This window comes from Noviherbaspirillum sp., assembly GCF_035654295.1.
Classification (GTDB): Bacteria; Pseudomonadota; Gammaproteobacteria; order Burkholderiales; family Burkholderiaceae_D; genus Noviherbaspirillum.
In genome coordinates this window covers 1-21,428 of the sequence record NZ_DASRXF010000207.1, presented here as the reverse complement: position 1 = coordinate 21,428, position 21,428 = coordinate 1, and the positions used below count along the sequence as shown (strand labels likewise).

24 protein-coding genes are annotated in these 21,428 nt (G+C 62.6%); 11 read left to right on the top strand and 13 right to left on the bottom strand.

Features of this window, described 5'->3' with window-relative positions:
* Positions 1-42: 42 nt before the first annotated feature.
* From VFF99_RS19375 to VFF99_RS19365, 3 genes are all read right to left on the bottom strand, one after another.
* The gene (locus VFF99_RS19375; protein WP_325020565.1) at positions 43-243 is read right to left on the bottom strand and encodes a hypothetical protein; all 201 of its coding nucleotides are present in this window, start codon (positions 241-243) and stop codon (positions 43-45) included.
* Between the two features lie 106 nt (positions 244-349).
* Positions 350-694, bottom strand: coding sequence for a type II toxin-antitoxin system RelE/ParE family toxin (locus VFF99_RS19370; RefSeq protein ID WP_325020589.1), 345 nt, complete (start codon positions 692-694; stop codon positions 350-352).
* The gene (locus VFF99_RS19365) at positions 684-932 is read right to left on the bottom strand and encodes a type II toxin-antitoxin system prevent-host-death family antitoxin (RefSeq protein ID WP_325020564.1); all 249 of its coding nucleotides are present in this window, start codon (positions 930-932) and stop codon (positions 684-686) included. The genes VFF99_RS19370 and VFF99_RS19365 overlap by 11 nt, the downstream gene beginning before the upstream one ends.
* A gap of 156 nt (positions 933-1,088) precedes the next feature.
* Here VFF99_RS19365 and VFF99_RS19360 point away from each other — a divergent pair, with 156 nt between their 5' ends.
* The 4 genes from VFF99_RS19360 (at position 1,089) to VFF99_RS19345 (ending at position 6,846) form a co-directional block, all read left to right on the top strand.
* A complete protein-coding gene (locus VFF99_RS19360) occupies positions 1,089-4,235 on the top strand; it encodes an error-prone DNA polymerase (protein ID WP_325020563.1) in 3,147 nt (1,048 codons plus the stop codon).
* 76 nt (positions 4,236-4,311) lie between these two features.
* Positions 4,312-4,950, top strand: coding sequence for a HugZ family protein (locus VFF99_RS19355; RefSeq protein ID WP_325020562.1), 639 nt, complete (start codon positions 4,312-4,314; stop codon positions 4,948-4,950).
* Between the two features lie 201 nt (positions 4,951-5,151).
* A complete protein-coding gene (locus VFF99_RS19350; RefSeq protein WP_325020561.1) occupies positions 5,152-6,063 on the top strand; it encodes a hypothetical protein in 912 nt (303 codons plus the stop codon).
* Between the two features lie 12 nt (positions 6,064-6,075).
* Positions 6,076-6,846, top strand: coding sequence for a hypothetical protein (locus tag VFF99_RS19345; RefSeq protein WP_325020560.1), 771 nt, complete (start codon positions 6,076-6,078; stop codon positions 6,844-6,846).
* Positions 6,847-6,920: 74 nt separating this feature from the next.
* Here the strand turns inward: VFF99_RS19345 and VFF99_RS19340 are convergent, their stop codons facing one another.
* From VFF99_RS19340 to VFF99_RS19310, 7 genes are all read right to left on the bottom strand, one after another.
* Complete coding sequence (locus VFF99_RS19340; RefSeq protein ID WP_325020559.1) at positions 6,921-7,202, bottom strand: KTSC domain-containing protein; 282 nt, start codon at positions 7,200-7,202, stop codon at positions 6,921-6,923.
* Positions 7,203-7,363: 161 nt separating this feature from the next.
* Positions 7,364-7,975 (bottom strand): DUF924 family protein, encoded by a 612-nt coding sequence (locus VFF99_RS19335; RefSeq protein ID WP_325020558.1) that lies wholly within the window; start codon positions 7,973-7,975, stop codon positions 7,364-7,366.
* On the bottom strand, positions 7,972-8,418 hold the full coding sequence (locus tag VFF99_RS19330) for a GNAT family protein (RefSeq protein ID WP_325020557.1): 447 nt from the start codon (positions 8,416-8,418) through the stop codon (positions 7,972-7,974). The genes VFF99_RS19335 and VFF99_RS19330 overlap by 4 nt, the downstream gene beginning before the upstream one ends.
* Before the next feature lie 10 nt (positions 8,419-8,428).
* On the bottom strand, positions 8,429-9,055 hold the full coding sequence (locus tag VFF99_RS19325) for a LysE family translocator (RefSeq protein ID WP_325020556.1): 627 nt from the start codon (positions 9,053-9,055) through the stop codon (positions 8,429-8,431).
* Positions 9,056-9,126: 71 nt separating this feature from the next.
* Positions 9,127-9,528 carry a GFA family protein gene (locus VFF99_RS19320; RefSeq protein WP_325020555.1) on the bottom strand — a complete coding sequence of 134 codons (402 nt, stop codon included), beginning with the start codon at positions 9,526-9,528 and terminating at the stop codon, positions 9,127-9,129.
* Between the two features lie 38 nt (positions 9,529-9,566).
* Entirely contained in the window at positions 9,567-10,364 is a 798-nt protein-coding gene (blaOXA, locus tag VFF99_RS19315) for a class D beta-lactamase (RefSeq protein WP_349256565.1), read from the bottom strand.
* Positions 10,361-10,822 carry a hypothetical protein gene (locus tag VFF99_RS19310; RefSeq protein ID WP_325020554.1) on the bottom strand — a complete coding sequence of 154 codons (462 nt, stop codon included), beginning with the start codon at positions 10,820-10,822 and terminating at the stop codon, positions 10,361-10,363. Before VFF99_RS19310 ends, blaOXA begins: the two co-directional genes overlap by 4 nt.
* 53 nt (positions 10,823-10,875) lie before the next feature.
* On the opposite strand from VFF99_RS19310, the gene VFF99_RS19305 reads away from it, so the two are divergent.
* Complete coding sequence (locus tag VFF99_RS19305) at positions 10,876-12,033, top strand: hypothetical protein (protein ID WP_325020553.1); 1,158 nt, start codon at positions 10,876-10,878, stop codon at positions 12,031-12,033.
* A gap of 34 nt (positions 12,034-12,067) precedes the next feature.
* Here VFF99_RS19305 and VFF99_RS19300 read toward each other — a convergent pair whose 3' ends face one another.
* On the bottom strand, positions 12,068-14,161 hold the full coding sequence (locus VFF99_RS19300) for a TonB-dependent siderophore receptor (protein WP_325020552.1): 2,094 nt from the start codon (positions 14,159-14,161) through the stop codon (positions 12,068-12,070).
* Positions 14,162-14,533: 372 nt separating this feature from the next.
* Here VFF99_RS19300 and VFF99_RS19295 point away from each other — a divergent pair, with 372 nt between their 5' ends.
* The 6 genes from VFF99_RS19295 (at position 14,534) to VFF99_RS19270 (ending at position 20,211) form a co-directional block, all read left to right on the top strand.
* Positions 14,534-15,250 carry a TonB family protein gene (locus tag VFF99_RS19295; RefSeq protein WP_325020551.1) on the top strand — a complete coding sequence of 239 codons (717 nt, stop codon included), beginning with the start codon at positions 14,534-14,536 and terminating at the stop codon, positions 15,248-15,250.
* Positions 15,251-15,267: 17 nt separating this feature from the next.
* Entirely contained in the window at positions 15,268-15,978 is a 711-nt protein-coding gene (locus tag VFF99_RS19290; protein ID WP_325020550.1) for a MotA/TolQ/ExbB proton channel family protein, read from the top strand.
* Positions 15,979-15,988: 10 nt separating this feature from the next.
* Positions 15,989-16,405 (top strand): biopolymer transporter ExbD, encoded by a 417-nt coding sequence (locus VFF99_RS19285; protein WP_325020549.1) that lies wholly within the window; start codon positions 15,989-15,991, stop codon positions 16,403-16,405.
* Positions 16,406-16,712: 307 nt separating this feature from the next.
* Positions 16,713-18,800 (top strand): TonB-dependent siderophore receptor, encoded by a 2,088-nt coding sequence (locus VFF99_RS19280; RefSeq protein WP_325020548.1) that lies wholly within the window; start codon positions 16,713-16,715, stop codon positions 18,798-18,800.
* 13 nt (positions 18,801-18,813) lie between these two features.
* Positions 18,814-19,509, top strand: a complete 696-nt coding sequence (locus VFF99_RS19275) for a DUF4198 domain-containing protein (protein WP_325020547.1) — start codon at positions 18,814-18,816, stop codon at positions 19,507-19,509.
* Between the two features lie 3 nt (positions 19,510-19,512).
* Positions 19,513-20,211: a PepSY-associated TM helix domain-containing protein gene (locus VFF99_RS19270; protein WP_325020546.1), complete on the top strand. Its 699-nt coding sequence runs from the start codon at positions 19,513-19,515 to the stop codon at positions 20,209-20,211.
* Between the two features lie 11 nt (positions 20,212-20,222).
* Here the strand turns inward: VFF99_RS19270 and VFF99_RS19265 are convergent, their stop codons facing one another.
* Entirely contained in the window at positions 20,223-21,254 is a 1,032-nt protein-coding gene (locus VFF99_RS19265) for an FAD:protein FMN transferase (protein ID WP_325020545.1), read from the bottom strand.
* The coding region (locus VFF99_RS19260) for a uroporphyrinogen decarboxylase family protein (RefSeq protein WP_325020544.1) at positions 21,247-21,428 on the bottom strand (182 nt) is incomplete at its 5' end. The genes VFF99_RS19265 and VFF99_RS19260, both read right to left, overlap by 8 nt.

The following is a 21,428-nucleotide window of genomic DNA, read 5'->3' as shown; positions in this document are numbered from 1 at the left end:
CGGCGCTGGTGCAGGCGTTGCAGGCGATGGCGGAGCGGCATGTCAGCGCGCCGCCTGTGGGCACGGCTTGTCTTCCGCGCATCCCGGCCACCAGCGCTCGACGTAGGCCTCCGGATGCAGCCTGGTGTCCGGACTGTTGGTCACGTTGGGATTGGCGCCCGGCTCTCCGACCCCGCCTCCGCAGGCGGCAAGGGTGGCAACCAGCGCGACGCCGCATGCCTTGATGCTTTCCGGTAGACGCATGGCTGCCTCCTGCAAATGGGTCAGCACAAGTCTACCGTTGCGCTATTGGCAACCATTGATCGGACTCAATCGCGCGCGCAAGACGTAAATCGCGCTCGTCGGTCTATTACTTCACTTTCGTCAGGCGACGTTGGGCAGGCTCTTGTGGATCTGCCTGCTCAACTTTCCGGCGCTGAGCCAGGTCGTAGGCCTGATTCTTGTCCCGCTTTGCTACTGCCAAGACAAGCACAGTAATTGTGTGGTCGTTAACTTCATACACAAGACGATAGCCGACGTCGCGCAACTTAATTTTGTAGGCATTTTGCATGTCCTTGCCGCGCAGCCTTGCGGATGGAACATGCGGGTTCTCGAGCCGCTTGGCCAATTGTTTCTTGAATTGTTCTTTGAGCCAGGGATCGAGTTTTTTCCATTCCTTCAGTGCGTCTTCGTGAAACTCAAGTTCATAGATCATCAAGGGAAACTTTCTGTGTTCTTCCGCCGCGACGGCTTCTTACAATTTCCGCGAGATCCTGATCCTCGATTGCCTCCATCAACATCTCGAACACTTTGGCCGGGACAATGTATGCGGTCGTGCGGTTGTGGTTAAGTACAGCCACAGGCGCATCGCCAGCTTCCTCAATCACCGCACCAGGGTTACGCCGAAGGTCAGTAATACTTACCGTGGCATTGGCATAAATTGCGTTGGTCATCGTCATTTCAGTCGTCATAGTCAGATCGTTAATCACAAAATAGTACCATTATTTCGCACAAAATAATGCTCACTATTTCGAACGGCCTTCGCTTTCCCGTAACGAAACTTGGCATAGATCATATACTGTATTTTCATACAGTATATTCTTCGCAGCATGCCCACCCCGCAGCACACCCTTCCCGCCTACGCAGAACTGCAATGCGTGACCAACTTCACCTTCCTGCGCGGCGCCTCGCATGCGGAAGAACTGGCCGCACGGGCAGCGAGCCTGGGCTATAACGCGCTGGCGATCACGGATGAATGCTCGCTGGCGGGCGTGGTGCGTGCGCACGTGGAAGCGAAGCAGCTCGGCCTGCACCTCGTCATCGGCAGCCAGTTCCGGCTGGTGCATGAAGACGGCAGCCCCGCCTTCACGCTGATCCTGCTGGCGCAGAACCGCGAGGGTTACGGCAACCTGTGCGAGCTGGTCACCCTCGCCCGCATGCGCGCGGACAAGGGCAGCTACCGCCTGCTGCCGCAAGACCTGAGCGCACCGGCCGCCGATTACGCCCATCTGCGCGGCCTGCCGCACTGCCTGGCGATCCTCGCGCCGGAGCACGGCGCCGATGCCGCCGCGGTGGGGATGCAAGCGGAATGGCTGCGGCAAACTTTCCCGGGCCGCGCGTGGATGGCGATGACATTGCTGCACCGGACGCGCGACGACCAGCACCGCGCCCTCGTCGAACAGGTGGCGCAGGAACACGCGCTACCCATCGTCGCCACCGGCGATGTCTGCATGCATGTGCGCTCCCGCAAGCCGCTGCAGGACACGCTCACCGCCATCCGCCTCGGCATGCCGGTGGCCGAATGCGGCTACGAGCTCGCGCCCAATGCGGAGCAGCACCTGCGCTCGCGGCTGCGGCTGGGGAACATCTATTCCCCGGCCGCACTGGCGGAAACGGTGCGCATCGCCGGGCTGTGCACCTTTTCGCTGGATGAATTGCGCTACGAATATCCGGACGAACTGGTGCCCGCCGGCGAAACGCCCGCCAGCCATCTGCGCAAGGAAACCTGGATCGGCGCGCATCGCCGTTATCCGCAAGGCATTCCCGCCAAGGTGCAGGAACAGGTCGAGCACGAACTCGCGCTGATCGCTGAGATGGCCTACGAGCCCTACTTCCTCACGGTGTACGACATCGTCAGCTTCGCCCGCAGCCGCCACATCCTCTGCCAGGGACGCGGCTCGGCGGCTAATTCCGCCGTCTGCTACTGCCTGGGCATCACCGAAGTCGATCCGTCGCGCAGCCATTCCCTGTTCGAACGCTTCATCTCCAAGGAGCGTAACGAGCCGCCCGACATCGATGTCGATTTCGAGCACCAGCGGCGCGAGGAAGTGATCCAGTACGTGTATCAAAAATACGGCCGGCTGCGCGCCGCACTCACGGCAGTTGTGATCAGCTACAAGCCGCGCAGCGTGCTGCGCGACGTCGGCAAGGCGCTCGGCGTGGACCTCGCCATCGTGGACCGGATCGCGAAGTCGCACCGCTGGTGGGATGGCAAGACCGGCCTGTCGGAGCGCTTCGAGGAATGCGGCATGGTTCCTGATTCGCCGATCGCGCAGCAGTGGTCGGAGATCGCCGAGAAGCTGATGCGCTTCCCGCGCCATCTGTCGCAGCACCCCGGCGGCTTCGTGATCGCGCGCGGCAAGCTGTCCCGCCTGGTGCCGATCGAAAATGCCACCATGCCTGAGCGCAGCGTGGTGCAATGGGACAAGGACGACCTCGATGCGCTCGGCCTGCTGAAGGTCGACATCCTCGCGCTCGGCATGCTGACCATGATCCGCCGCGCGCTCGACATGATCGGCGAATGGCGCGACGAACCCTTCTGCATGCAGGACATTCCGGCGGAAGATCCGCAGACCTACGCCATGATCCGCGAAGCCGATACCGTCGGCGTGTTCCAGATCGAAAGCCGCGCGCAAATGACCATGCTGCCGCGCCTCAAGCCCAGGGAGTTCTACGACCTCGTGATCCAGGTGGCGATCGTGCGCCCCGGCCCGATCCAGGGCGGCATGGTGCATCCCTACCTGCGGCGGCGGCAGGGGCTGGAACCCGTCACCTATCCCAAGGATGAAATCCGTCCCGCGCTGGAACGCACCTGCGGCGTGCCGCTGTTCCAGGAACAGGTGATGCAGATCGCGATGGCCGCGGCCGATTTCACCGCGGGCGAAGCGGACCAGCTGCGCCGCTCGATGGCCGCATGGCGGCGCAAGGGCGACCTCGGCAAGTTCCAGCAGAAGCTCAGGGACGGCATGCGCAAGAAAGGCTACGAGGATGCTTTCATCGCCGCCATCGTGCGTCAGATCGAAGGCTTTGCCGAATACGGTTTCCCGGAAAGCCATGCCGCCAGTTTCGCGCTGCTCGCCTATGCCAGTTCCTGGCTCAAGTGCCACGAACCGGCAGCCTTCCTCGCCGCCCTGCTCAACAGCCAGCCCATGGGCTTCTATGCGCCTTCGCAACTGGTGCAGGATGCGGTGCGGCACGGCGTCGAAGTGCGGCCTGTCGATGTGCGCGCCAGCGACTGGGACGCGAAGCTGGAGCCCGCCGCGGGCGGCCGGCCTGCCGTGCGGCTTGGCCTGAACATCGTCAAAGGGCTGGCGGCCGACACCGGATACCGCATCGAGGAAGCCCGCGCCATCCGTCCGTTTGCCGACATGGCCGACCTCGCGCTGCGCGCGCTGCTCACGCGCCAGGAGCTGCAGGCGCTGGCCCATGCGAATGCCCTCGAAGGCCTGGCCGGCAACCGGCGCCAGGCGCTATGGCAGGCGGTCGCCGGAGAAGCCGGCAAGGACTTGCTGAAAAAGGCGCCGGTGCAGGAAGAAGCCGTGCAACTGCCCGCCCTCAGCGAAGGCGAAAGCATCGCTGCCGACTACCGCTCCCTCGGCCTGACGCTGGGTCGCCATCCGCTGGCGCTGCTTCGGCCGCTCCTGGCGCAGAAGCGCTTCCTGCCGGCGGAAGTCCTCAACACCTTCGCCGACCGCCAGCTTGCGCGCGCCTGCGGCATCGTCACCGTGCGCCAGCGCCCCTCTACCGCCAGCGGCACCGTCTTCGTCACCATCGAAGACGAGACCGGGCCGGTCAACGTGATCGTCTGGCCAGCGCTGGTGGACAGCCAGCGCAAGGAACTGCTCGCCTCGCACCTGCTCGGGGTGTACGGCGTCTGGCAATGCGAAGGCAAGGTGCGCCACTTGGTGGCAAAGCGGCTGGTGGACCTGACCCACCTGCTGGGCAGCCTGGAGACCAAGAGCCGGGATTTCGCGTAACGCTGCCATCAGGCAAAGACTTGCATTGGCCGCACCTCGCGCTACACTGGCCTGCACCGATTTCCCGCCCTGCCCCATGAAACCCGACCTCGCCGCCGCCATTCACCTGCTGCACCGCGCCCCCTTCGGCGCCCTCGCCACGCAAGCCGTCCGCATGCCCGGCTATCCGTTTGCCACCGCCCTTCCCTTCGTAGCGGATGAGACGCATTGCCCAGTCTTCCTCCTCAGCGCTCTTGCGGAACACACGAAGAACCTGCTCGCCAGTCCGCAGGCCAGCCTGCTCGTCACCGATGCCGGCCAGGCAAGCGTGCTCGAATCGCCGCGCATGACGCTGGTCGGCGACGTCCACCGTATCGACGCCGCACCGGCGCTACGGGAACGCTACGTGCCCTACCTGCCGGATGCGGAGCAATACCTCGGGCTCGGGGATTTCGCCTTCTTCCGCCTCGTGCCGCAACGCGTCCGCTACATCGGCGGCTTTGCGCAGATGGGATGGCTGGAACAGGATGCGTGGCAAGCGGCGCAGGTGCTGGGACTGGATGAGGAAGCGGACCTGCTGCGCGCGCTCGGCGCGCATGTGCTGGGTGTCGATTGCTACGGCATCGACCTGATGCGGGACGGGCGCCGGCAGCGGATTGCGTTTGATAGCGTGCTTTCGCCGGAGGAGATTCTGGACGAAGCGAAGCGGCTGATTGCGCAGGGATCTCGCGGATAGCGGGTTCTTGATGCATGGCGGGTTTCGATGCACTCTACCCACCCTATGGTTCTTTATAAAGGATCAGCGAAACCTGCCAACACACCCAGCCAGACAGCATGTTTGTACTACTTCGACAAACACGCAAGTGAACAAGCAAGGTCTTCTCACCACTAAAGCATTTAATTGCAGAGATTTCGACCATCCGCAACGAAAATGCGCATGAACTTTCCAGCCCCACGCTCTCTTCGCTACACCGCCCTGATTGCCCTGGCGATTTCATCGGCTGCATGTTCCCGTTCTTCGGAAAACACCCTGAATCGGGACACATCGCCTGCCTCATCTCCAGCAGCAATTGAAGAAAAGACTCCGTCGGAAGCACTGAGTATTCATGAAAAGAAAAAGATGCAACAAGAAGAGCTAATGGGAGCCATTTTTCAGAACGGCTATCAAGCGGAGCAGGGTCGGGCATTAGCCGAGATCGGAGATATCCAAGGAGGTACAAGCAAGTACAGCATGACAATCGTTTCAAACGCTGATCTGGAGGACGGACGAACGATTGTCGTTGTAAACGGCGTCCCCATCGACGATGACGGAAATGAGCAATATAGCCACGCATCCCCAGGATTTCTGAACGTTTACTTTCTGGAACGCGATGGCCGAAGATGGCGGCTCGTCGAGCGCAGAGAAAACATAGCCACCATGGGCTCTAATGGGCGCATCGGCTCGATTACCTGGGTCATGCTTGCTCCGCACAAGCCGGGCTTTATTGTATCGACAGGGGGCACGTGGCATGGCAATACGATACGGATCGCTGAAATATACGACGTTGCCAACGGCGTAGTCGGACTGGGAAGTCTGAAGGAATACTTCGATAACGTCGGTTCGTGCATGGAGGATACGGAAGAGTGCTGGAGAGTGGAGAGCACACTGCAATTCGTGGATGGCGAGCGGCCGAGCTTCTATCGAGATATCCACATCGAATTCTCGAGCAGCAAATTCACGATTGCGATAGACAAGGATGGCGCCGTAACTGAACGTACGAAGGTAAAAGTCAAGGATGTCGCGCGCTACCGTTTTGACGGCGTGCAGTACAAGCTGATTGCTGGCGCTAATCCCGTGGCTGATCTTTGAAGGCCGAAGTGTATGGATGAAATGCTTCTTAAGAAGACTCTGCCGAAAATTGCTTTCCGCTCTCTCATCGCGCTCGCAATTTCAGCATCCAATTCCATCTTCGCCTCAAACAACTTCAGGCCTGGAGAATACCTGCAAGAAAGGGGATGGGGAACATTGACTGTTATGCCAGGCTCAAGCAAGGGCCAACCGTTCTCGATTCAAACACTCGGGCCAAATACGCACACATGCGAATTGGAAGGGCTTATCCAGGGAACGCGCGCGAACCTTGACGTGGATGAAGGTGAAAAGAAATGCGTAATCCATTTTCAACCAACGAAAGATGGAATTGACGTAACAATCGGCGAGCGCACAGACGACCTGTGCGGGCAATTTTGCGGTGTTCGTGCCTGGTTCACCGGGATGTATCTGACACCACACAAGGGATGTATCTACGATGCACGGAGTTTGGCGAGAAAACGATTTATCGATTTCTACAAAAAACGAAACTATCGGGCAGCCCGAGCAGAACTGGAACCAATTCTCCACAGCTGTAGCAAGACATTACACATGTTTGAAGATGGCGAAATCCGCAATGATTTGGCAATCACGCAGTACCATCTGAAGGATTACAGCGGATGTCTGAAGACGCTAACACCTTTGACAGCATACGCAAGGATGACGTCCGAACAAATCAAGGAGGAGTTCGCCCCCATGGACGCCGATGTAATGGAGTCCATCGCAAGGTCTGCACGAACCAACATCGGGCTCTGCTCGAAGAAGGCGAAGGACGAAAAGAAATAGTTTGTTATGGGAGGGCACGTCGCGACGGCCTTGAACGCATGGTGGGTAGAGCGCAGCGAAACCCACCGCGACACCTAACCATCCCCATCCTCCGCCGGCGGCTTGAAGAGGTCATCCAGTGCCTTGCTGCTCTTCTGCGGCTGCACCCTGCCGCGCCGGCCGGTGAATTCTTCCTCGATGTTGTCCCGGTAATAGCTCCACGCAGCGCCGGAAGTCGATAGCTTGCGCCATACCTCGGCGCCGACGCCGGAATACTCGATCGCGCTTCCGTCATCGAATTCGACACGAAGCACGCGCTCGCGCGCGTCGTAGCCGATTGCACGCAGCTTGCCTGCGTTGATCTTTTTCATTTCCATGATGTGCTCCGTCTGCATGCGGCGGGTTTCGCTTCGCTCTAGCCACCCTACCGTCCTTTATACCTTGAAGATATGCCGGGTTTCGCTGCGCTCTACCCAGCCTACCGTCCTTTATAAAGAACCGTAGGGTGGGTAGAGCGCAGCGAAACCCGCCAGGCACTCTAAAACGACGATCCCGGCTGCAAGAGAAACGCCCTTTCCTCCTCCGTCGATTCCCGCCCGAGTATGCGATTGCGGTGAGGGAATCGGCCGAAGCGCGCAATGACTTCGCGGTGCCGCACCGCGTAATCCAGGAATCCGGCGAAGACGTCCTTCCCTTCCGCATCGATGCTGTCCATGAGTTCACGGAACAAGGCCACGGCCTGCTCCTGGTCTTCAATCGACTCGGCGTGCTCCAGCGGCAGATAAAAGAACACCCGCTCGATCGGCCGCAGCGCCAGATGCTCGCCCTTGCGCAATCCTTCCTTGCACCAGGCGCGGGCCTGTGCATCGCAGCCGAACGCCGCCGGGGTGTTGCGGTAGATGTTGCGCGGGAACTGGTCGGTGAGGATGATCAGTGCGAGCCGCCCGCGCGGCGTATCCGCCCAGTCGTCGAGTTCATGCTGCGCCGCCTTGCGCACACAGGCTTCGAAGCGTTCGCGGATCGCGAGGTCGGTGTCGTCGCGTTTGATCCACCAGAGCTTCGCTCGCTCCGAGGCGACGGCGGCGTCATCGGCCTCGGTGCCGAACCAGAATTCGAGGATGCTGTCGGGGGTTTCCTGCGCCGCTGTCATGATGTCCTCCGCCATTCCCAGACCGTCCCGGCATCCGGGTCCTCCGCCGTGCCGGTCTGCGTGAACCCAAGTTTCGCGAGGATCGCGGTGGAGGCGTTTTCCTCCGGCAGCGTGTGGGCCACAAGGGTAATGCCCGGCGCCGCCTTGCTCGCGATGTCCACGAGCGCCGCCGCGGTCTTTCCCGCGTAGCCCCGCCCTTCCAGTTCCTTGACGGTGTAATACGCGATCTCGACGCAGTTGTCCTTCGGCGCGCCCACGAAGGCGCCGCCGCCGACCGCCTTGCCGTCGTCCACGGCAATGTAGCCGACCCACGGCGGCACAAAGCCGACGGATGCGTAAAGCGCAGCGCCGCCGGCACAATTCTCGGCGACGAATTCCGGCAGCGGGCCGACCGGTTCCATTGGATGCCCGCTTACATCGCATTGCACGAGGCGAAAAGCCATCGCTCTCTCCTTACCGGTCGGTCATCGCGAGCTTGAAGGCGAGTGCGGTAAACACCGTCCCGGCCACGCGGTTCATGATTTTCTCCGCGCCGGCGGACTGCCCCAGCTTGCGGCCTATCGTTCCCGCGAGCAGCGCAATGGTGCCGAACACCAGCAGCGTCGCCAGGATGAACAGGCCGCCGAGCAGCATCATCTGCATGGTGAGCGAACCGCGCGCCGGTTCAGCGAACTGCGGCAGGAAGGCCAGGAAGAAAATCGATACCTTCGGATTGGTGATGTTCATGATGATGCCGCGCCGGTACAGTTCCCAGCCGCTCGCACCGCTGCCTTCGCCGAGATGGATGCCGGTGGCCGGCGCGCGGAAGGCTTGCCACGCAAGGTATAGCAGGTAGGCGGCGCCGGCGAACTTCAGCACGGTGAAGGCGAGCGCCGAGGTCTGGAAGATGGCGGCGACGCCGAACGACACCGCAAGCGTGTGCACGATCAGCCCGGTGCACAGGCCCAGCGTGACGAAGATGCCCGCCTGCCGGCCGCGCAACGCGGACTGCGTCAGCACGAAGATATTGTCCGGCCCGGGTGAGATGCCGAGCAGGACGGACGTGGTGAAGAATGCGAGGGCGATGTCGAGAGGAATCATTTCCGGATGCGATGGTCAGGCGAAAAGCCAGATTATGCCGCCGAATCCATGAATGCGCCCGCCGGCAGGCGTTACAGATGGCTGCAGAAAGCGGGCGGATTCTGCCAGTTGTCATGCAACCCGTCGACGTAGGTGACCGGCACCTTCGACAGTTCCTCTTCCGACACGCCTTCCAGGCACATCACGTTGATGCCGACCATCTTGCCTACCGGCGTTTCATTCCCGATACCGAAGGCGCGCACGCCGCAATGCTTGCAGAAGTAGTGATGGTTCTTGCGCGTGTTGAACACGTACTTGGTGAGGTCGGTTTCCCCCGTCAGCAGGCGGAACCCGTCCGGTTTGGCGATCGCGGGCCAGAAGCGCGTGCGCCGGCAGATCGAGCAGTTGCAGCGGTAGGTGCTCTGCGTGAGGTCGATCTCGGCCTCGAAGCTGACTGCGCCGCAATGGCAGCTTCCGCGATAGGTCTTCATCATGGTTTTCTCCCGGGAGTCAACGACTGGATGACCGCCCCCTAACCCGGCAATGCCTCGAGCGTGCGCAGGACGGCGCGCACAATCGCCTCCCTCTTGTGCAGGTCGGCCATCCTGTTGGGCGTATCGATGTTCAGCGCAAAAAACACCGGGCCGGACGGCCATTCCACCCATCCGACCCACCAGCCCATGCGCCCTTCCCAGCCGGTCTTGGCGCGCAGTATCCAGTCGCGCCCGGCCTCGACAATCATGACGTCCTTGACGAGCCGCTGGTGTTCGATGCGGAACGGCAGCGCGTTCCGGTAGAGGTTTTTCAGGAAGCCGATCTGCTCGTAGGCCGAGATGGCGAGCTTGCCGTCGATCCAGTAATCGCCCTGTTGCACCGCCGGGTCGGCGTTCCCGTAGTTCAGCTTCGCGAGATAGTCTCTGGCACGGTCTTCGCCGATTTCCTTCGCAAATCCCTGGTAGACCCAGACCGCCGACGTGCGCATCGCGGAACGCAGGTCCTGGTCCTGGTTGTGGGCAGCAAAGCTCCGGGCAACGCCGTCCCACCGGAATTTCTGGAACTCGTCGCGCACCACGCCCGCGTCTAGCGCAAACAGCGTGTGCGGAATCTTGAACGTGGACGCGGGCGAATAACGCTTGCGCGCCCGCTTGTCGTCATAGACCAGTGTGGCGCCGGCCTTCGCGCGTTCGTCCGCGACCACGATGGTGCCCGTGGCATCGAATGCCGCGAAGTGCTTCTCCCAATCGGGACGTTCGATTGCTTTCTCCTGCGCCTGGACGGGATGTGCAAGCGCCAGGAATGCAAGCAGCAGTGTGACGATACGGAATCTCAAGACGTCTCCCTTGGGCCCTGCGCCGTCCGTATCGCCTGGATCAGGCGCTCGGGTTCGTTGGTGCCGAGGAGGAACTGCCGCCCGCTCTTCAAGCCTATCCGGACCGCCTCCTTGCCGGAAACATTGTAGAGCCATCCCCGCGGCGTCCAGTGAATACCCCAGCCGGCGAGGATCGAGGTGCGCGTCGGTTCAAGCTGCACGATCTCCGCGACCGGCACCGACTTCCGGATGACGCCGGGCCCGAAACTCCACGCAAGCAGTCCGCCGCGCACAGTGATGGTGAGGCTGCAGAAGAACCAGGCGGCGAGCAGGAGAACGGCGCATGTGCCGGCGACGATCCAGCGCCCCGCCTCTTCGCCTGGCGGGACCGGCACCAGGAACAGGACGAGAACCGCCACGACGAGCCCCATGGCCATTGCGGCGAAAATCGCCATTCCAGTCTGGGTATGCTGGTACAAGGTCAAACCTCCCTATCGATCGTTGCACGGGTGAGATAGTAACAAGCATTTTCATGGATCGCCGCCAAGCAGCATTAATGCCTGTCAACGATGCTGGCAGGCCGATTCCACCACTCTTAGGATGGCGCGCTGCCTTCACCCCAAACCCACCGGAAGAACAGGAAACCGGCATGCCGATACATGGAATTTTCAGGGCGCTCCATCAGCCTGCATCCAGACATTTTTCGAGTACGGGTCACCGCCTTGAGCAAAGCCTTGCCGTGGTAACGCACCATCTCGGCAATTTCGGGCGCGACGGGCTGAGCCGGGAGCTCCTGATGGAGCTTGACGAGTTTCGGCCACTTCTCCAGCACGTGCAAAAAGATGTTGACCAGGGAGTCGGAAGGCGGGGCGCCGCTGCCCGGGTCCTGCGCATGATGTCCGCATTTTCAAGCCAATTTGCACTCGGGAACCTGCAGGAACGCATCCCGCGCGAATCAAGAAATTTGCGCGACATCTGGGCGCCGGGTTTCCTTCATCGGATCGATAGCGAACTCAACGTTTTTCTCGGGAAGAACGAGGCGCTGGCAGCCTTGCTGGACGACAGTGCACGCGCCTACCTTCAAGTCGCTTCTCCGCAGGAAGCGCAGAGCGGCGGCGGACTTGTCAAGACGCGACTGACCCTGGACGGCGCGCGCGCGGTGTACATGAACAGCGGCGCCAGGGACAATGCCTCTGAAATCCAGCTGTTGGCGCAGCGCGCCGACATGTATTGCATGCCGGCTCTTCTGCGTCCGATGCAACCTTGTATTACCGCGTGGCGCGACGCTCTCGAGGTCTTGTCCGGCAACGGGCATCTGGTCAGCGGTAATTTCTATAAGGGTCTTCGCTCCGGCGAGGAAACCGATGATTTGCTGCACAGGCTGCTGAACGGCGAACTCGTCTGGGACGGCGCTTTTCAGCGCTGCGGCAGCCAGCGATTTCATTCCGGCATGAAGCATGGATATGAACATGTTCTGGTGTTTTCCGGTAACGGCGTCGACGTCAGCGCATGGGGCAGGAAGACGCACATCCCCTCACAGGATCAGTACGAGGAATATGTCATCACCGGCATGTCCGGATTCTGCCTCGATTCGATGGAACTGCGCGACGTGATGGCGTTCTCGCAGCACCGGCTGTGGCCGATGCCCAGAACCTTCTATCGATGCGAGGGCGTTTTCGCGCCCTCCTAACCCCCTCTCCGGTTTCCGTCCCGGATACCCGGCTTCAGAACTCCATCTTCGCCGTCACCTTCAGCGTGCGCGGCAGGCCGACGCCGAGCAGGCCGTTGCCGGCGGTAGACCAGTAGTCCTTGTCGGTGACGTTATCCACCACCGCCTGGAAGGTGCTGCGCTTGCCCGCCACGCGGGTCGTGTAACGCGCGCCGAGCGAGAGCGTGGTATAGCTGTCGATGAAGGCCTGGTTGGCGTTGTCGACCGCGCGCTTGCCCACGTAGTACACGCCGCCGCTCAACGCGAGGCCGGGCACGTCTTGCAGGCGGTATTCCGCGAACAGGCTGGCGGTGCGCTCAGGCGTGTTCTCCGGCACTTTGCCGAAGGTGCTTGCGCTGGCCGCGTTGAGCTGCTTCGCATTCATGAAGACGGTCGATGCGATGAGCGAGAGCTGCTTGTTCACTTCGCCGCTGGCGGCCAGCTCGATTCCCTTGTAGTGCGCGAGGCCGTTCATCACGAACACATTGTTCGTGGTCGTGGCCGAGGGCCGCTTGATATCGAAGTAAGCCGCCTGCAGCAGCACGCCCTGCGCAACTTCGGCCTTCACGCCCAGTTCCTTCTGCTTGGCCAGGGCCGGCGGCAGTACCGCTCCCTGGTTGACGGTACCCGTCGGCGCGGTGCCCGACTCTTCCAGCGCTTCGAGATAGCTGCCGTAGACCGACAAGCCCGGCATCGGCTTGAACATCAGCGATGCCGACGGGCTCACCTCATCCGCCTCGTAGCGTGACGTCGGCGTTACGTTCTGGTAGCGGCTGCTGCGCGCGCCCAGCATCGCCTGCCACTGTTCGCCGATCAGGATGCGGTCGGACAGGTACCAGCCGCGATCCTTGATGGTCAGCGGGCTGGAGCCGAAGGCGCCCGTGGGCGAGCGCTCGGCGATAAGGACCGGGTTGTACAGGTTCTGCGGGACGTTCACGCTCTGTGCCGTGCCGGCATCCTGCGGGCGTTCGTTCGCGGTGTAGCCGAAGGACACTTCGTGCGTGATCAGGTCGCCGGGCAGGCGGCCGAACAGTTCGGTGCGGTAGTTTTCGTTTTCCCACCACTGGCCGCGGTTGAAAGTGATGTTGAGCGTGCCGTTGCCGGTGGCGAGATTGTAATTGCGCAGGCGGCCGAGATTGCGGTCGCGCTCGGTGCGCGCCTTGCCTGCCTCGAACAGCAGGTTCCAGTTGTCGTCGAGCGCGTAGTCGGTGCGGAACAGCACGTTGGTCGCCTTCGCGTCGTACTTCTGCCATTCGCCGCCGAGGTTCTGCCGGTTGCTCGGGACGCCGGGCAGCGTGATGACGCCGCCTGAAGCAGCGGGAATGTCGATCAGCGCCTGCTCGGTCACGTCCTTGCGGTAGTGCTCGACATCCAGCTTGAAGCTGAGCGCGCGGTTGGCGCGCAGGTCGAATGCGGCGGTGGCGAAGGCGCGGTTGCCCGAATAATGATCGACGCCGATGTCCTCGCGCCCGCCGCCGGCGTTGATGCGCACGCCCGCCTGCCCCTGCTCGCCGAAGCGGCGGCCGAGGTCCACATGCAGGTTGGCCCCGCCGTGCTGGTTGGCCGACGCGGCAAGGTTGGTCACCGGGTCCTTGCCGGCGCGCTTGGTCACGAGGTTGACGATGCCCGAGGGCGGCACGAAGCCGTAATACAGTGACGATGCGCCCTTCAGCACTTCGACGCGTTCCTTGTTCTCCAGCGGGATGTCCACCAGGTTGATCACCGGCAGCGATCCGTTGAGACGATAGTTGAAGCGGTTCTCGACGAGGATGCCGCGGATCGAGATGTTGTCGTAGGTCGAGCCGTTGAGCTGCGAACGCGTGACGCCGGCCGTGTTCTGCAGCGCCCCGAACAGGCTGTTGACGCCCTGCGCATCCAGCACTTCGCGCGTGATGACATTGCTGGTCTGCGGCACGTCGATGGGCGCCATGTCGCGGAAGGTGCCGACCTGCACGCTATTGGACTTGAAGCTGCCGGTGCGTTCCGCGGAGACGGTGACGGTCGAGAGTTCGTTCTCGTTTGCAGGCGCGGATTGCGCCAGGGCGTGTGGAACGGAAAAGGAAAAGGCGACGGAAAGCGCGCCGGCCAGCACAGTCAAGCGGTGTTGCATGAAAACTCCTGGGAGGATTGCGGATAAAACGATGTGCGGCATGGCGCCGCTATGGCTGGCTGACGACGCATGAGCGCCGTTTGGCTGGCGGGAATGTCTTGCTTCGGAGCGGTAGCGGCGAAACAGCTACCGTAAATCACCGGAATCGTTGCATTATTAGCCTAAATCGATAATAATGCAAATACGAATTGTTCTCATTTACCGGATTAAACATCCTGACGGGAACGCTAACCAGCCAGCCATCCGCGGCGTCACGCCAGACGGTAGCCAGCCAGAAGAAGAACCGCACAAGGAAAGTGACATGGCCAGCCGTGGGTGTGCATCCGCACAATCCAAAACGAATCTCGCGCGCGTTTGCGCCGCCCTGCCCGCATGACGGCCGCTGCTACCGCCGCGCGCCCTTCCTCCGGCGCGCTCGCTGCGCATGTTCGTCAGCAACTCCGCCGCATCGGCCCGCTGGGCACGATCATCCTGCTGCATATCGCCTTTTTCTACGCGCTGCAAAGCGGTTTGCTGCGCCAGGCCGCCGAAGCCCTGCCGCGCGAAGTGACCGTGACCTTCGTCACGCCGCAACCGCAGCCGAAACCGGAAGCGCCCAAACCCCAGCCCGCGCCTGAAAAACCGAAAACCGTTCCCGTGGTGAAAAAGCGGGTCGCTCCGCCGCCCCCGGTCCCGGTTGTCAACACAGCCCCTTCTCAGAACGCCATCACCGCACCGCCTGCGCCGCCCGCGCCGCCGGCACCGGCTGCCGAGCCCGCGCCGCCCGTGGTTTCGGCCCCGCCCGCGCCACCGGCGCCGGCCCTGCCCAGGACCATCACCTCGGGCATCGAATACCTGAAGCCGCCGCAGCCTGAGTACCCGCCCGCCTCGCGCCGCATGGGCGAGGAAGGCAAGGCCGTGCTGCGTGTGCTGGTCAATGACAAGGGCCGGCCGGAGCGCGTCGAAGTGCAGCAGAGTTCCGGCTCCGCACGTCTCGACGAAGCCGCGCGCCAGGCCGTCATGCGCGCCCTGTTCAAGCCATTCATGGAAGACGGCCGGCCGGTGCCCGCCTACGCCGTCGTCCCCATCCGATTCCAGCTGGATAACTAATTTCTGAAGGACTCATCATGCAAGCAAGCCCGTACGGACTCGAAACTCTCTGGACCCAAGGCGACTTCGTCACCAAGGGCGTCGCCTTCCTGCTGATCGCGATGTCGATCGCCTCGTGGTATGTGATCGTCACCAAGGCCTTGCAGCTGTGGCGCTACGGCCGTGCTGGCAAGGCTGCCGGACATCAGTTCTGGGATACGACCAGCGTCACCGAGGGCCTCGCCACCCTCGGCAAGGACAATCCCTTCGCCGACATCGCACAGGCCGGCGTGGTCGCCATGCGCCACCACAATGCCCACAAGGGCCACCTGCACGACCAGCTGTCGGTCAGCGACTGGGTCACCCTGTCGCTGCGCCAGGCCATCGACGAGGCTGCCGGCAAGCTGCAGAGCGGCATGGCCGTGCTGGCCTCGGTCGGTTCGAGCGCACCCTTTGTCGGCCTGTTCGGCACCGTATGGGGCATCTACCACGCGCTGGTATCGATCGGCACCGCCGGTCAGGCCAGCATCGACAAGGTCGCCGGCCCGGTGGGCGAAGCGCTGATCATGACCGCGCTCGGCCTCGCCGTCGCCATCCCCGCGACCTTCGGCTACAACGCCCTGGTGCGCGGCAACAAGGCCATCACCGGCAAGCTCAACAAGTTCGGTTTCGACCTGCATGCCCTCTTCGTCACCGGCGCCCGCGCCGAGCAGACCGAAGGCGCCAAGCTGGTCGCCGTGGCCAAGTAAGGAGCGCATCATGGCAATGGGCTCCCTCTCCGATTCCGAAGACGATTTCAATCCCGAGATCAACACCACGCCACTGGTCGACGTGATGCTGGTGCTGCTGATCATCTTCATCATCACCGTGCCGGTCATGAACCACAGCGTGAAGCTGGACCTGCCGCGTGCGGCCAGCCAGCCGAACCAGACCAAGCCGGAAAACATCAACCTGTCCATCGATGCGCAGGGCAAGGTGTACTGGAACAACGAAGTGATCGACGACGGCGAACTCAGGAACCGCATCGCCGCCGCCGCGCAGAAGGAACCGCAGCCGGAGCTGCACCTGCACGCGGAACGCACCACGCAGTACGAAAAGATTGCGCAGGTGATGTCGGCCGCGCAGTCGGGCGGCCTCGGCAAGATCGGTTTCGTGACCGATCCGCAGGGGAAGTAGCGGCGGCACTCGGTGGGTTTCGTTGCGCTCTACCCACCCTACAGTCCTTTATCGGTAAAGGTGGGTTTCGCTTCGCTCTACCCACCCTACCATCCTTTATAAAGAACCGTAGGGTAGGTAGAGCGCAACGAAACCAACCAGGCACACAAAGAACCGTAGGGTGGGTAGAGCGCAGCGAAACCCACCAAACAAATAAAGAACCGTAGGGTGGGCAGAGCGCAGCGAAACCCACCAAACCCACAAATTCCTTAACCCGCCAGCCAGGCCTCCCGTCCCAGCCAGCCTCTTCAAACCTTGATTCGAGACCATGACTCTCCCGAAGAAAAGGCTGGCGCTGCTGGTTGCGCTCGCCGTACAACATCCCGCATTCGCACAAAGCGATCTCCCCGAAGTGCAGGTCAAGAGCAGCCGCGAGGCGCCGCCGACCTATAACCCGCCCACCGCATCGAGCGCCACCAAGATCGAGGCGCCGCTGCGCGACATCCCGCAGACCGTCAACGTCGTTCCCCAGACCCTGCTGCGCGACCAGGGCGCAAATTCGATGCAGGACGTGATGAAGATGGTGCCGGGCATCGGCCTCTCGCATGGCGACGGGCAGCGCGACCAGGTGACGATCCGCGGCTTCACCGCCATCGCCGATCAGTTCATCGACGGCCTGCGCGACGACGCGCTGTACTTCCGCGATCTGTCCAACACGGAACAAGTGGAAGTGATCAAGGGGCCGGCCTCCGTGCTGTACGGCCGCGGCTCGTCGGGCGGCCTGATCAATCGCATCACAAAAAAGCCGGGCATCGACAGGAGTGAAGTCGGCCTGACCGTCGGCAGCAGGGGCCAGCGCCGCGGCGAGTTCGACATCGGCCGCAATGTCGAGGACAGCGGCGTCGCCTTCCGCGTCACCGGCGCGATCGAACGCGCCGACAGCTACCGCGACCAGCAGTTCCTGGAGCGCGAGGCGATCTCCCCTTCCCTGTCCTTCAAGCTTGGCGACCATACCAAGTTGTTGCTGCAGGCCGAGTACCTGTCCGACCGACGCGTCACCGACTTCGGTGTACCGGCTTACCGCGGCCGTCCGGTGGATGTCCCCGCGGGCACCTATTACGGCGCCGCCAACGCAAAGGACTTCGATTTTTCGCAGGCAGAGGTGAACGCCTTCGGCTTTACATTGGACCACCGCTTCAGTAACACGTTGTCGCTGCGCAATGCATTCCGCCGTTACAGCTATACGCTCGACCGCAATAACACAAACGTCGCTTCGGTCAATGAAGCCGCGCTGACCGCGTCGCTCAACCGCAGCAATGTCTTGCGCGACGAAGACGGCTTCTTCAACCAGACGGAACTGGTGCAGAAGGCGGACATCGCCGGTATGGCGCATCAGATCCTGTACGGCGTGGAATTCGGCAAGCAGGACAAGGACCAGCTGTTCCGCACGCAAAACAACATCGCTACCGTTTCCCTGTTCAATCCGGTATCGCCCGTGCTGCCGTTCACCGTGACGGCCGCGCCAACAACCGACAACCTCGGCATCCTCAAGACGGCCGGCGCGTATGTGCAGGACCTCGTGACGCTGTCGGAGCAATGGAAGGCACTGGTTGGCATCCGCTACGACAACTTCGAGCAGGAAACACGGGAGCGCCGCCCCGGCCAGCCCAACCTGAGCCGTACCGACACCGCATGGAGTCCGCGCGCCGGCCTGGTGTACCAGCCGAACCTCGCGCAGTCGTACTACGCCTCGTTCAGCAAGTCGTTCCAGCCGTCCGCCGAAGCCTTCCCGCTGGCCGCGAACAATGCGCAGATCGCGCCGGAGGAAACCACCAACAAGGAAGTCGGCGCGAAGTTCGATTTCCTCGATGGCAAGGCCTCCGCCACCGCATCGCTGTTCCGCCTGGAGCGCACCAACATCAAGTCGACCGACCCGGCCACGAACCGCCTCATCCCCATCGGCACGCAACGCACCGATGGCCTGGAACTGACCTTCACCGGCGACCTCTCGCACGGCTGGCAGATCTGGTCGGGCTACTCCTATCTCGATGGCAAGGTGACCGCCTCGGTCGCGCGCGACGCCGGCCAGCCCGTGCAGGGCAAGCGGCCGACGCTGACACCGAAGCATGCGGCCAACCTCTGGATCACCAAGGCGCTGGGCGGCGGTTTCGGTGCGGGCGCAGGCGTGAACTACGTCGGCGACCGCTTCGCCAATCCGGGCAACACCGTCGCCCTGCCCTCCTACACGACGTTCGACGCCATGGCCTACTACCGCGCCGGCCCGCTCGACCTGACGCTCAATGTGCTGAACCTGTTCGACCGCGAGTACATCGTGTCCGGACATGGCACTTCTGCCAACCTCAACCTGCCCGGCGCGCCGCGCTCGGTGCAGCTGACCGCACGATACAAGTTCTGACGGAGAACGAACGATGAAGAAACTCACTATCGCAATGGCGGCGCTGCTAGCATGCGGCGCCGCGCAGGCCCACTATCTGTGGCTCGAATCCGGCGAAGCCGGCGCAAAGCTTTATTTCGGCGAAGCCGAAGCGCTGCTCAAGGAACCGAGCCCCGGCAAGCTGGACAACATCAAGGGGCCACAAGCGTTTGTCGTGGATGCAGGCGGCAAGCAGTCCGCCGCCGTCATGACGCGGGCAGCCGACCATATCGCCGTTTCCGGGAAGGCGGCGAGCCATGTCGTCGCGGAAGAATCGCTCGAGGTGCGCGACCTGCAAAAGCACGGCCTCGGAATTGCCAAGACCAACTACTACGCCCGCAGCGGCCAGCCGGCGAACGGGGCATCTGTGCTGCCGCTTGACGTGCAGGCGCAGGAAGCGGACAGCTTCACCGTCCTGTATCGGGGTCAGCCGCTCAAGGGTGCGAAGCTGGAAGTGATCGCGCCGAACACATGGATACAGGAGCACACGACGGATGCGCGGGGTGTGGTGCGCATCAACGCGCCGTGGCGCGGACAGTACGTGCTGCATGTGCTCCACGTAGACAAGACGCCGGGTGAATTCGGCAATGCGAAGTTCGACAACGTGCGCAGCCACTTCACCTATACCTTCGTCAGGAGCGAGGGCGCCGATCCGGGCCCGGCCGTTCCCCCCAAGCATCCGATGGAGTAATCCATGAAGGCCGACGCATTCACCCGCTCGATCGACACCGCCACCGATGCCTCCCCCGAAACGGATGCAAGGGTGCGCAAGCGCAGCCGGCGCGCAATCTTCCTCACCTGGCTGCGCAAGACCCATCTTTACGTCGGCCTGTGGGGCGCGGTGCTCGGCCTGCTGTTCGGCGTGACGGGTTTCCTGCTCAACCATCGCGCGATCATGAAGATTCCGGTGGAGAAAACCGTTCAGCGCACGGCGCAGGTCGCCCTGCCCGGGCACAGTTTCGGCAAGCCGGAGGAGCTGTCGGCATGGCTGCAGCAGGAGTTGAACTTTGCACCCGCGGCGCCGCCGGTCATCAAGACGCAGCCGGCGAAAGCCGTGGTCTGGGCAGACAGGGAGGTGATGCAGCCGGAACGCTGGACCGTCACCCTCACCCGCCCCGAGCGCGGCGTGACCGCCGAGTATTTCGTCGGCAACCGTTTCGTGAAGCTGGATCAGGTCGATGCGACGCCGATCGGCACGCTGACGCGTCTGCACATGTCGATCGGCGTCAATGCGTTCTGGGTGCTCCTGTCCGACACCATTGCCGGCGGCATGATCCTGCTGTCCATCACCGGCCTGCTGTTGTGGACTCAGCTCCACACCGTGCGGACGATCGCGGTGCTGACCAGCGTCGGCGCGCTGGTCGGCGCGATCTTCTTCATGTGGTCCGTGTGAGAGGGAGCCTGTTATCCGGGATGCGGTGATGCGTTCGCCAGGCGTTCACGCATGGCGGGCGTGATCATCACGTTCTTTTTGGTATCGATCAGCAGCACTTCCTTCAGGCCGAGGCGGTCCGCCATCGCCTGCCACTGCTCCGGGCCGACGACGAACAGGGGTTTGGTGTAGCCGTCCGAGCGTGTCCCGGCATCCTTGCCGCCGGAGATGATGATGGTCACCGCAGCCACATGGTCGGAGGTCTCGCCGGTGCGCGGGTCGATGATGTGGCCGTGGCGCTTGCCGTCCTTCATGAAGTAGCGGTGGTAATCGCCGCTGGTGCCCACCGCTTCGCCGTCGCGCAATTCCACCGCGGCAATTGTCCCGGCGCCGCGCGGGTCCTGGATGCCCACCGTCCACAGGCGATTGCCCGGCTGGCCGATAGCGAGCAGGTTGCCGCCGACGTTGATCAGTGCCGCCTTCACGCCTTCGGCACGCAGGATCTCGGCTGCGCGGTCCAGCGCGTAGCCCTTCGCGTAACCGCCGAGGTCCAGCATCACGGACGGGTTGCGGCTGGAAATCGTTGTGCCCTCGAACGCCAGGTCCGACATGCGCGGCTTCGCATCGACCAGGCGCCGGATCTCTTCCGGCGGCGGTCCCTGCGGACGGATCTCGCTGCTCTGGAAGCCCCACAGGCGGATCAGGCGGCCGACGGCGGGATTGAAGGTATGGTCGGAATCCTCCGCCAGCCGGGTTGCCGCCTTCAGCAGATCCACCATTTCGGCGTCCGCCTGATAAGGTTCGCCGCGCGCGATCGCATCATTGAGCGCGGTCAGCTCGCTCGGCTTCCACGCGTGGAATTTCTTGTGCAGGCGGGCGAACTCTTCCATCACCCGCCGGCCGAGTTCATTGGCGCGCGCCTCGCTTTCCCCGTAGATGCTGACGTCGACCACCGTGCCGAACACTTCGCCCTTGGTACGGTAGGTCGCTTCATTGCGCCCGCATGCGGCGAGCGTGAACAGCAGCACGATGGCCAGCAGGGAGCGCATGGCCCGTTCAGGCATTGGCGGCTCCGGCGGCGCCCCCCGCGCGCATGTCCCGGCTCATCTCGTGCACCGCCTCCACCAGCACCGACACCGATTCCGGCGGGGTGTACTGGGAAATGCCGTGGCCGAGGTTGAACACATGTCCCGGATGATTCCCATAGGAATCCAGCAGCCGCGCCACTTCGTCGCGGA

Bases quoted from the DNA above. Each gene is read 5' to 3' on its own strand.
- VFF99_RS19375 (WP_325020565.1), bottom strand. From the start codon at position 243: ATGCGTCTACCGGAAAGCATCAAGGCATGCGGCGTCGCGCTGGTTGCC.
- VFF99_RS19370 (WP_325020589.1), bottom strand. From the start codon at position 694: ATGATCTATGAACTTGAGTTTCACGAAGACGCACTGAAGGAATGGAAA.
- VFF99_RS19365 (WP_325020564.1), bottom strand. From the start codon at position 932: ATGACCAACGCAATTTATGCCAATGCCACGGTAAGTATTACTGACCTT.
- VFF99_RS19360 (WP_325020563.1), top strand. From the start codon at position 1,089: ATGCCCACCCCGCAGCACACCCTTCCCGCCTACGCAGAACTGCAATGC.
- VFF99_RS19355 (WP_325020562.1), top strand. From the start codon at position 4,312: ATGAAACCCGACCTCGCCGCCGCCATTCACCTGCTGCACCGCGCCCCC.
- VFF99_RS19350 (WP_325020561.1), top strand. From the start codon at position 5,152: ATGAACTTTCCAGCCCCACGCTCTCTTCGCTACACCGCCCTGATTGCC.
- VFF99_RS19345 (WP_325020560.1), top strand. From the start codon at position 6,076: ATGGATGAAATGCTTCTTAAGAAGACTCTGCCGAAAATTGCTTTCCGC.
- VFF99_RS19340 (WP_325020559.1), bottom strand. From the start codon at position 7,202: ATGGAAATGAAAAAGATCAACGCAGGCAAGCTGCGTGCAATCGGCTAC.
- VFF99_RS19335 (WP_325020558.1), bottom strand. From the start codon at position 7,975: ATGACAGCGGCGCAGGAAACCCCCGACAGCATCCTCGAATTCTGGTTC.
- VFF99_RS19330 (WP_325020557.1), bottom strand. From the start codon at position 8,418: ATGGCTTTTCGCCTCGTGCAATGCGATGTAAGCGGGCATCCAATGGAA.
- VFF99_RS19325 (WP_325020556.1), bottom strand. From the start codon at position 9,055: ATGATTCCTCTCGACATCGCCCTCGCATTCTTCACCACGTCCGTCCTG.
- VFF99_RS19320 (WP_325020555.1), bottom strand. From the start codon at position 9,528: ATGATGAAGACCTATCGCGGAAGCTGCCATTGCGGCGCAGTCAGCTTC.
- VFF99_RS19305 (WP_325020553.1), top strand. From the start codon at position 10,876: ATGGATCGCCGCCAAGCAGCATTAATGCCTGTCAACGATGCTGGCAGG.
- VFF99_RS19300 (WP_325020552.1), bottom strand. From the start codon at position 14,161: ATGCAACACCGCTTGACTGTGCTGGCCGGCGCGCTTTCCGTCGCCTTT.
- VFF99_RS19295 (WP_325020551.1), top strand. From the start codon at position 14,534: ATGACGGCCGCTGCTACCGCCGCGCGCCCTTCCTCCGGCGCGCTCGCT.
- VFF99_RS19290 (WP_325020550.1), top strand. From the start codon at position 15,268: ATGCAAGCAAGCCCGTACGGACTCGAAACTCTCTGGACCCAAGGCGAC.
- VFF99_RS19285 (WP_325020549.1), top strand. From the start codon at position 15,989: ATGGCAATGGGCTCCCTCTCCGATTCCGAAGACGATTTCAATCCCGAG.
- VFF99_RS19280 (WP_325020548.1), top strand. From the start codon at position 16,713: ATGACTCTCCCGAAGAAAAGGCTGGCGCTGCTGGTTGCGCTCGCCGTA.
- VFF99_RS19275 (WP_325020547.1), top strand. From the start codon at position 18,814: ATGAAGAAACTCACTATCGCAATGGCGGCGCTGCTAGCATGCGGCGCC.
- VFF99_RS19270 (WP_325020546.1), top strand. From the start codon at position 19,513: ATGAAGGCCGACGCATTCACCCGCTCGATCGACACCGCCACCGATGCC.
- VFF99_RS19265 (WP_325020545.1), bottom strand. From the start codon at position 21,254: ATGCCTGAACGGGCCATGCGCTCCCTGCTGGCCATCGTGCTGCTGTTC.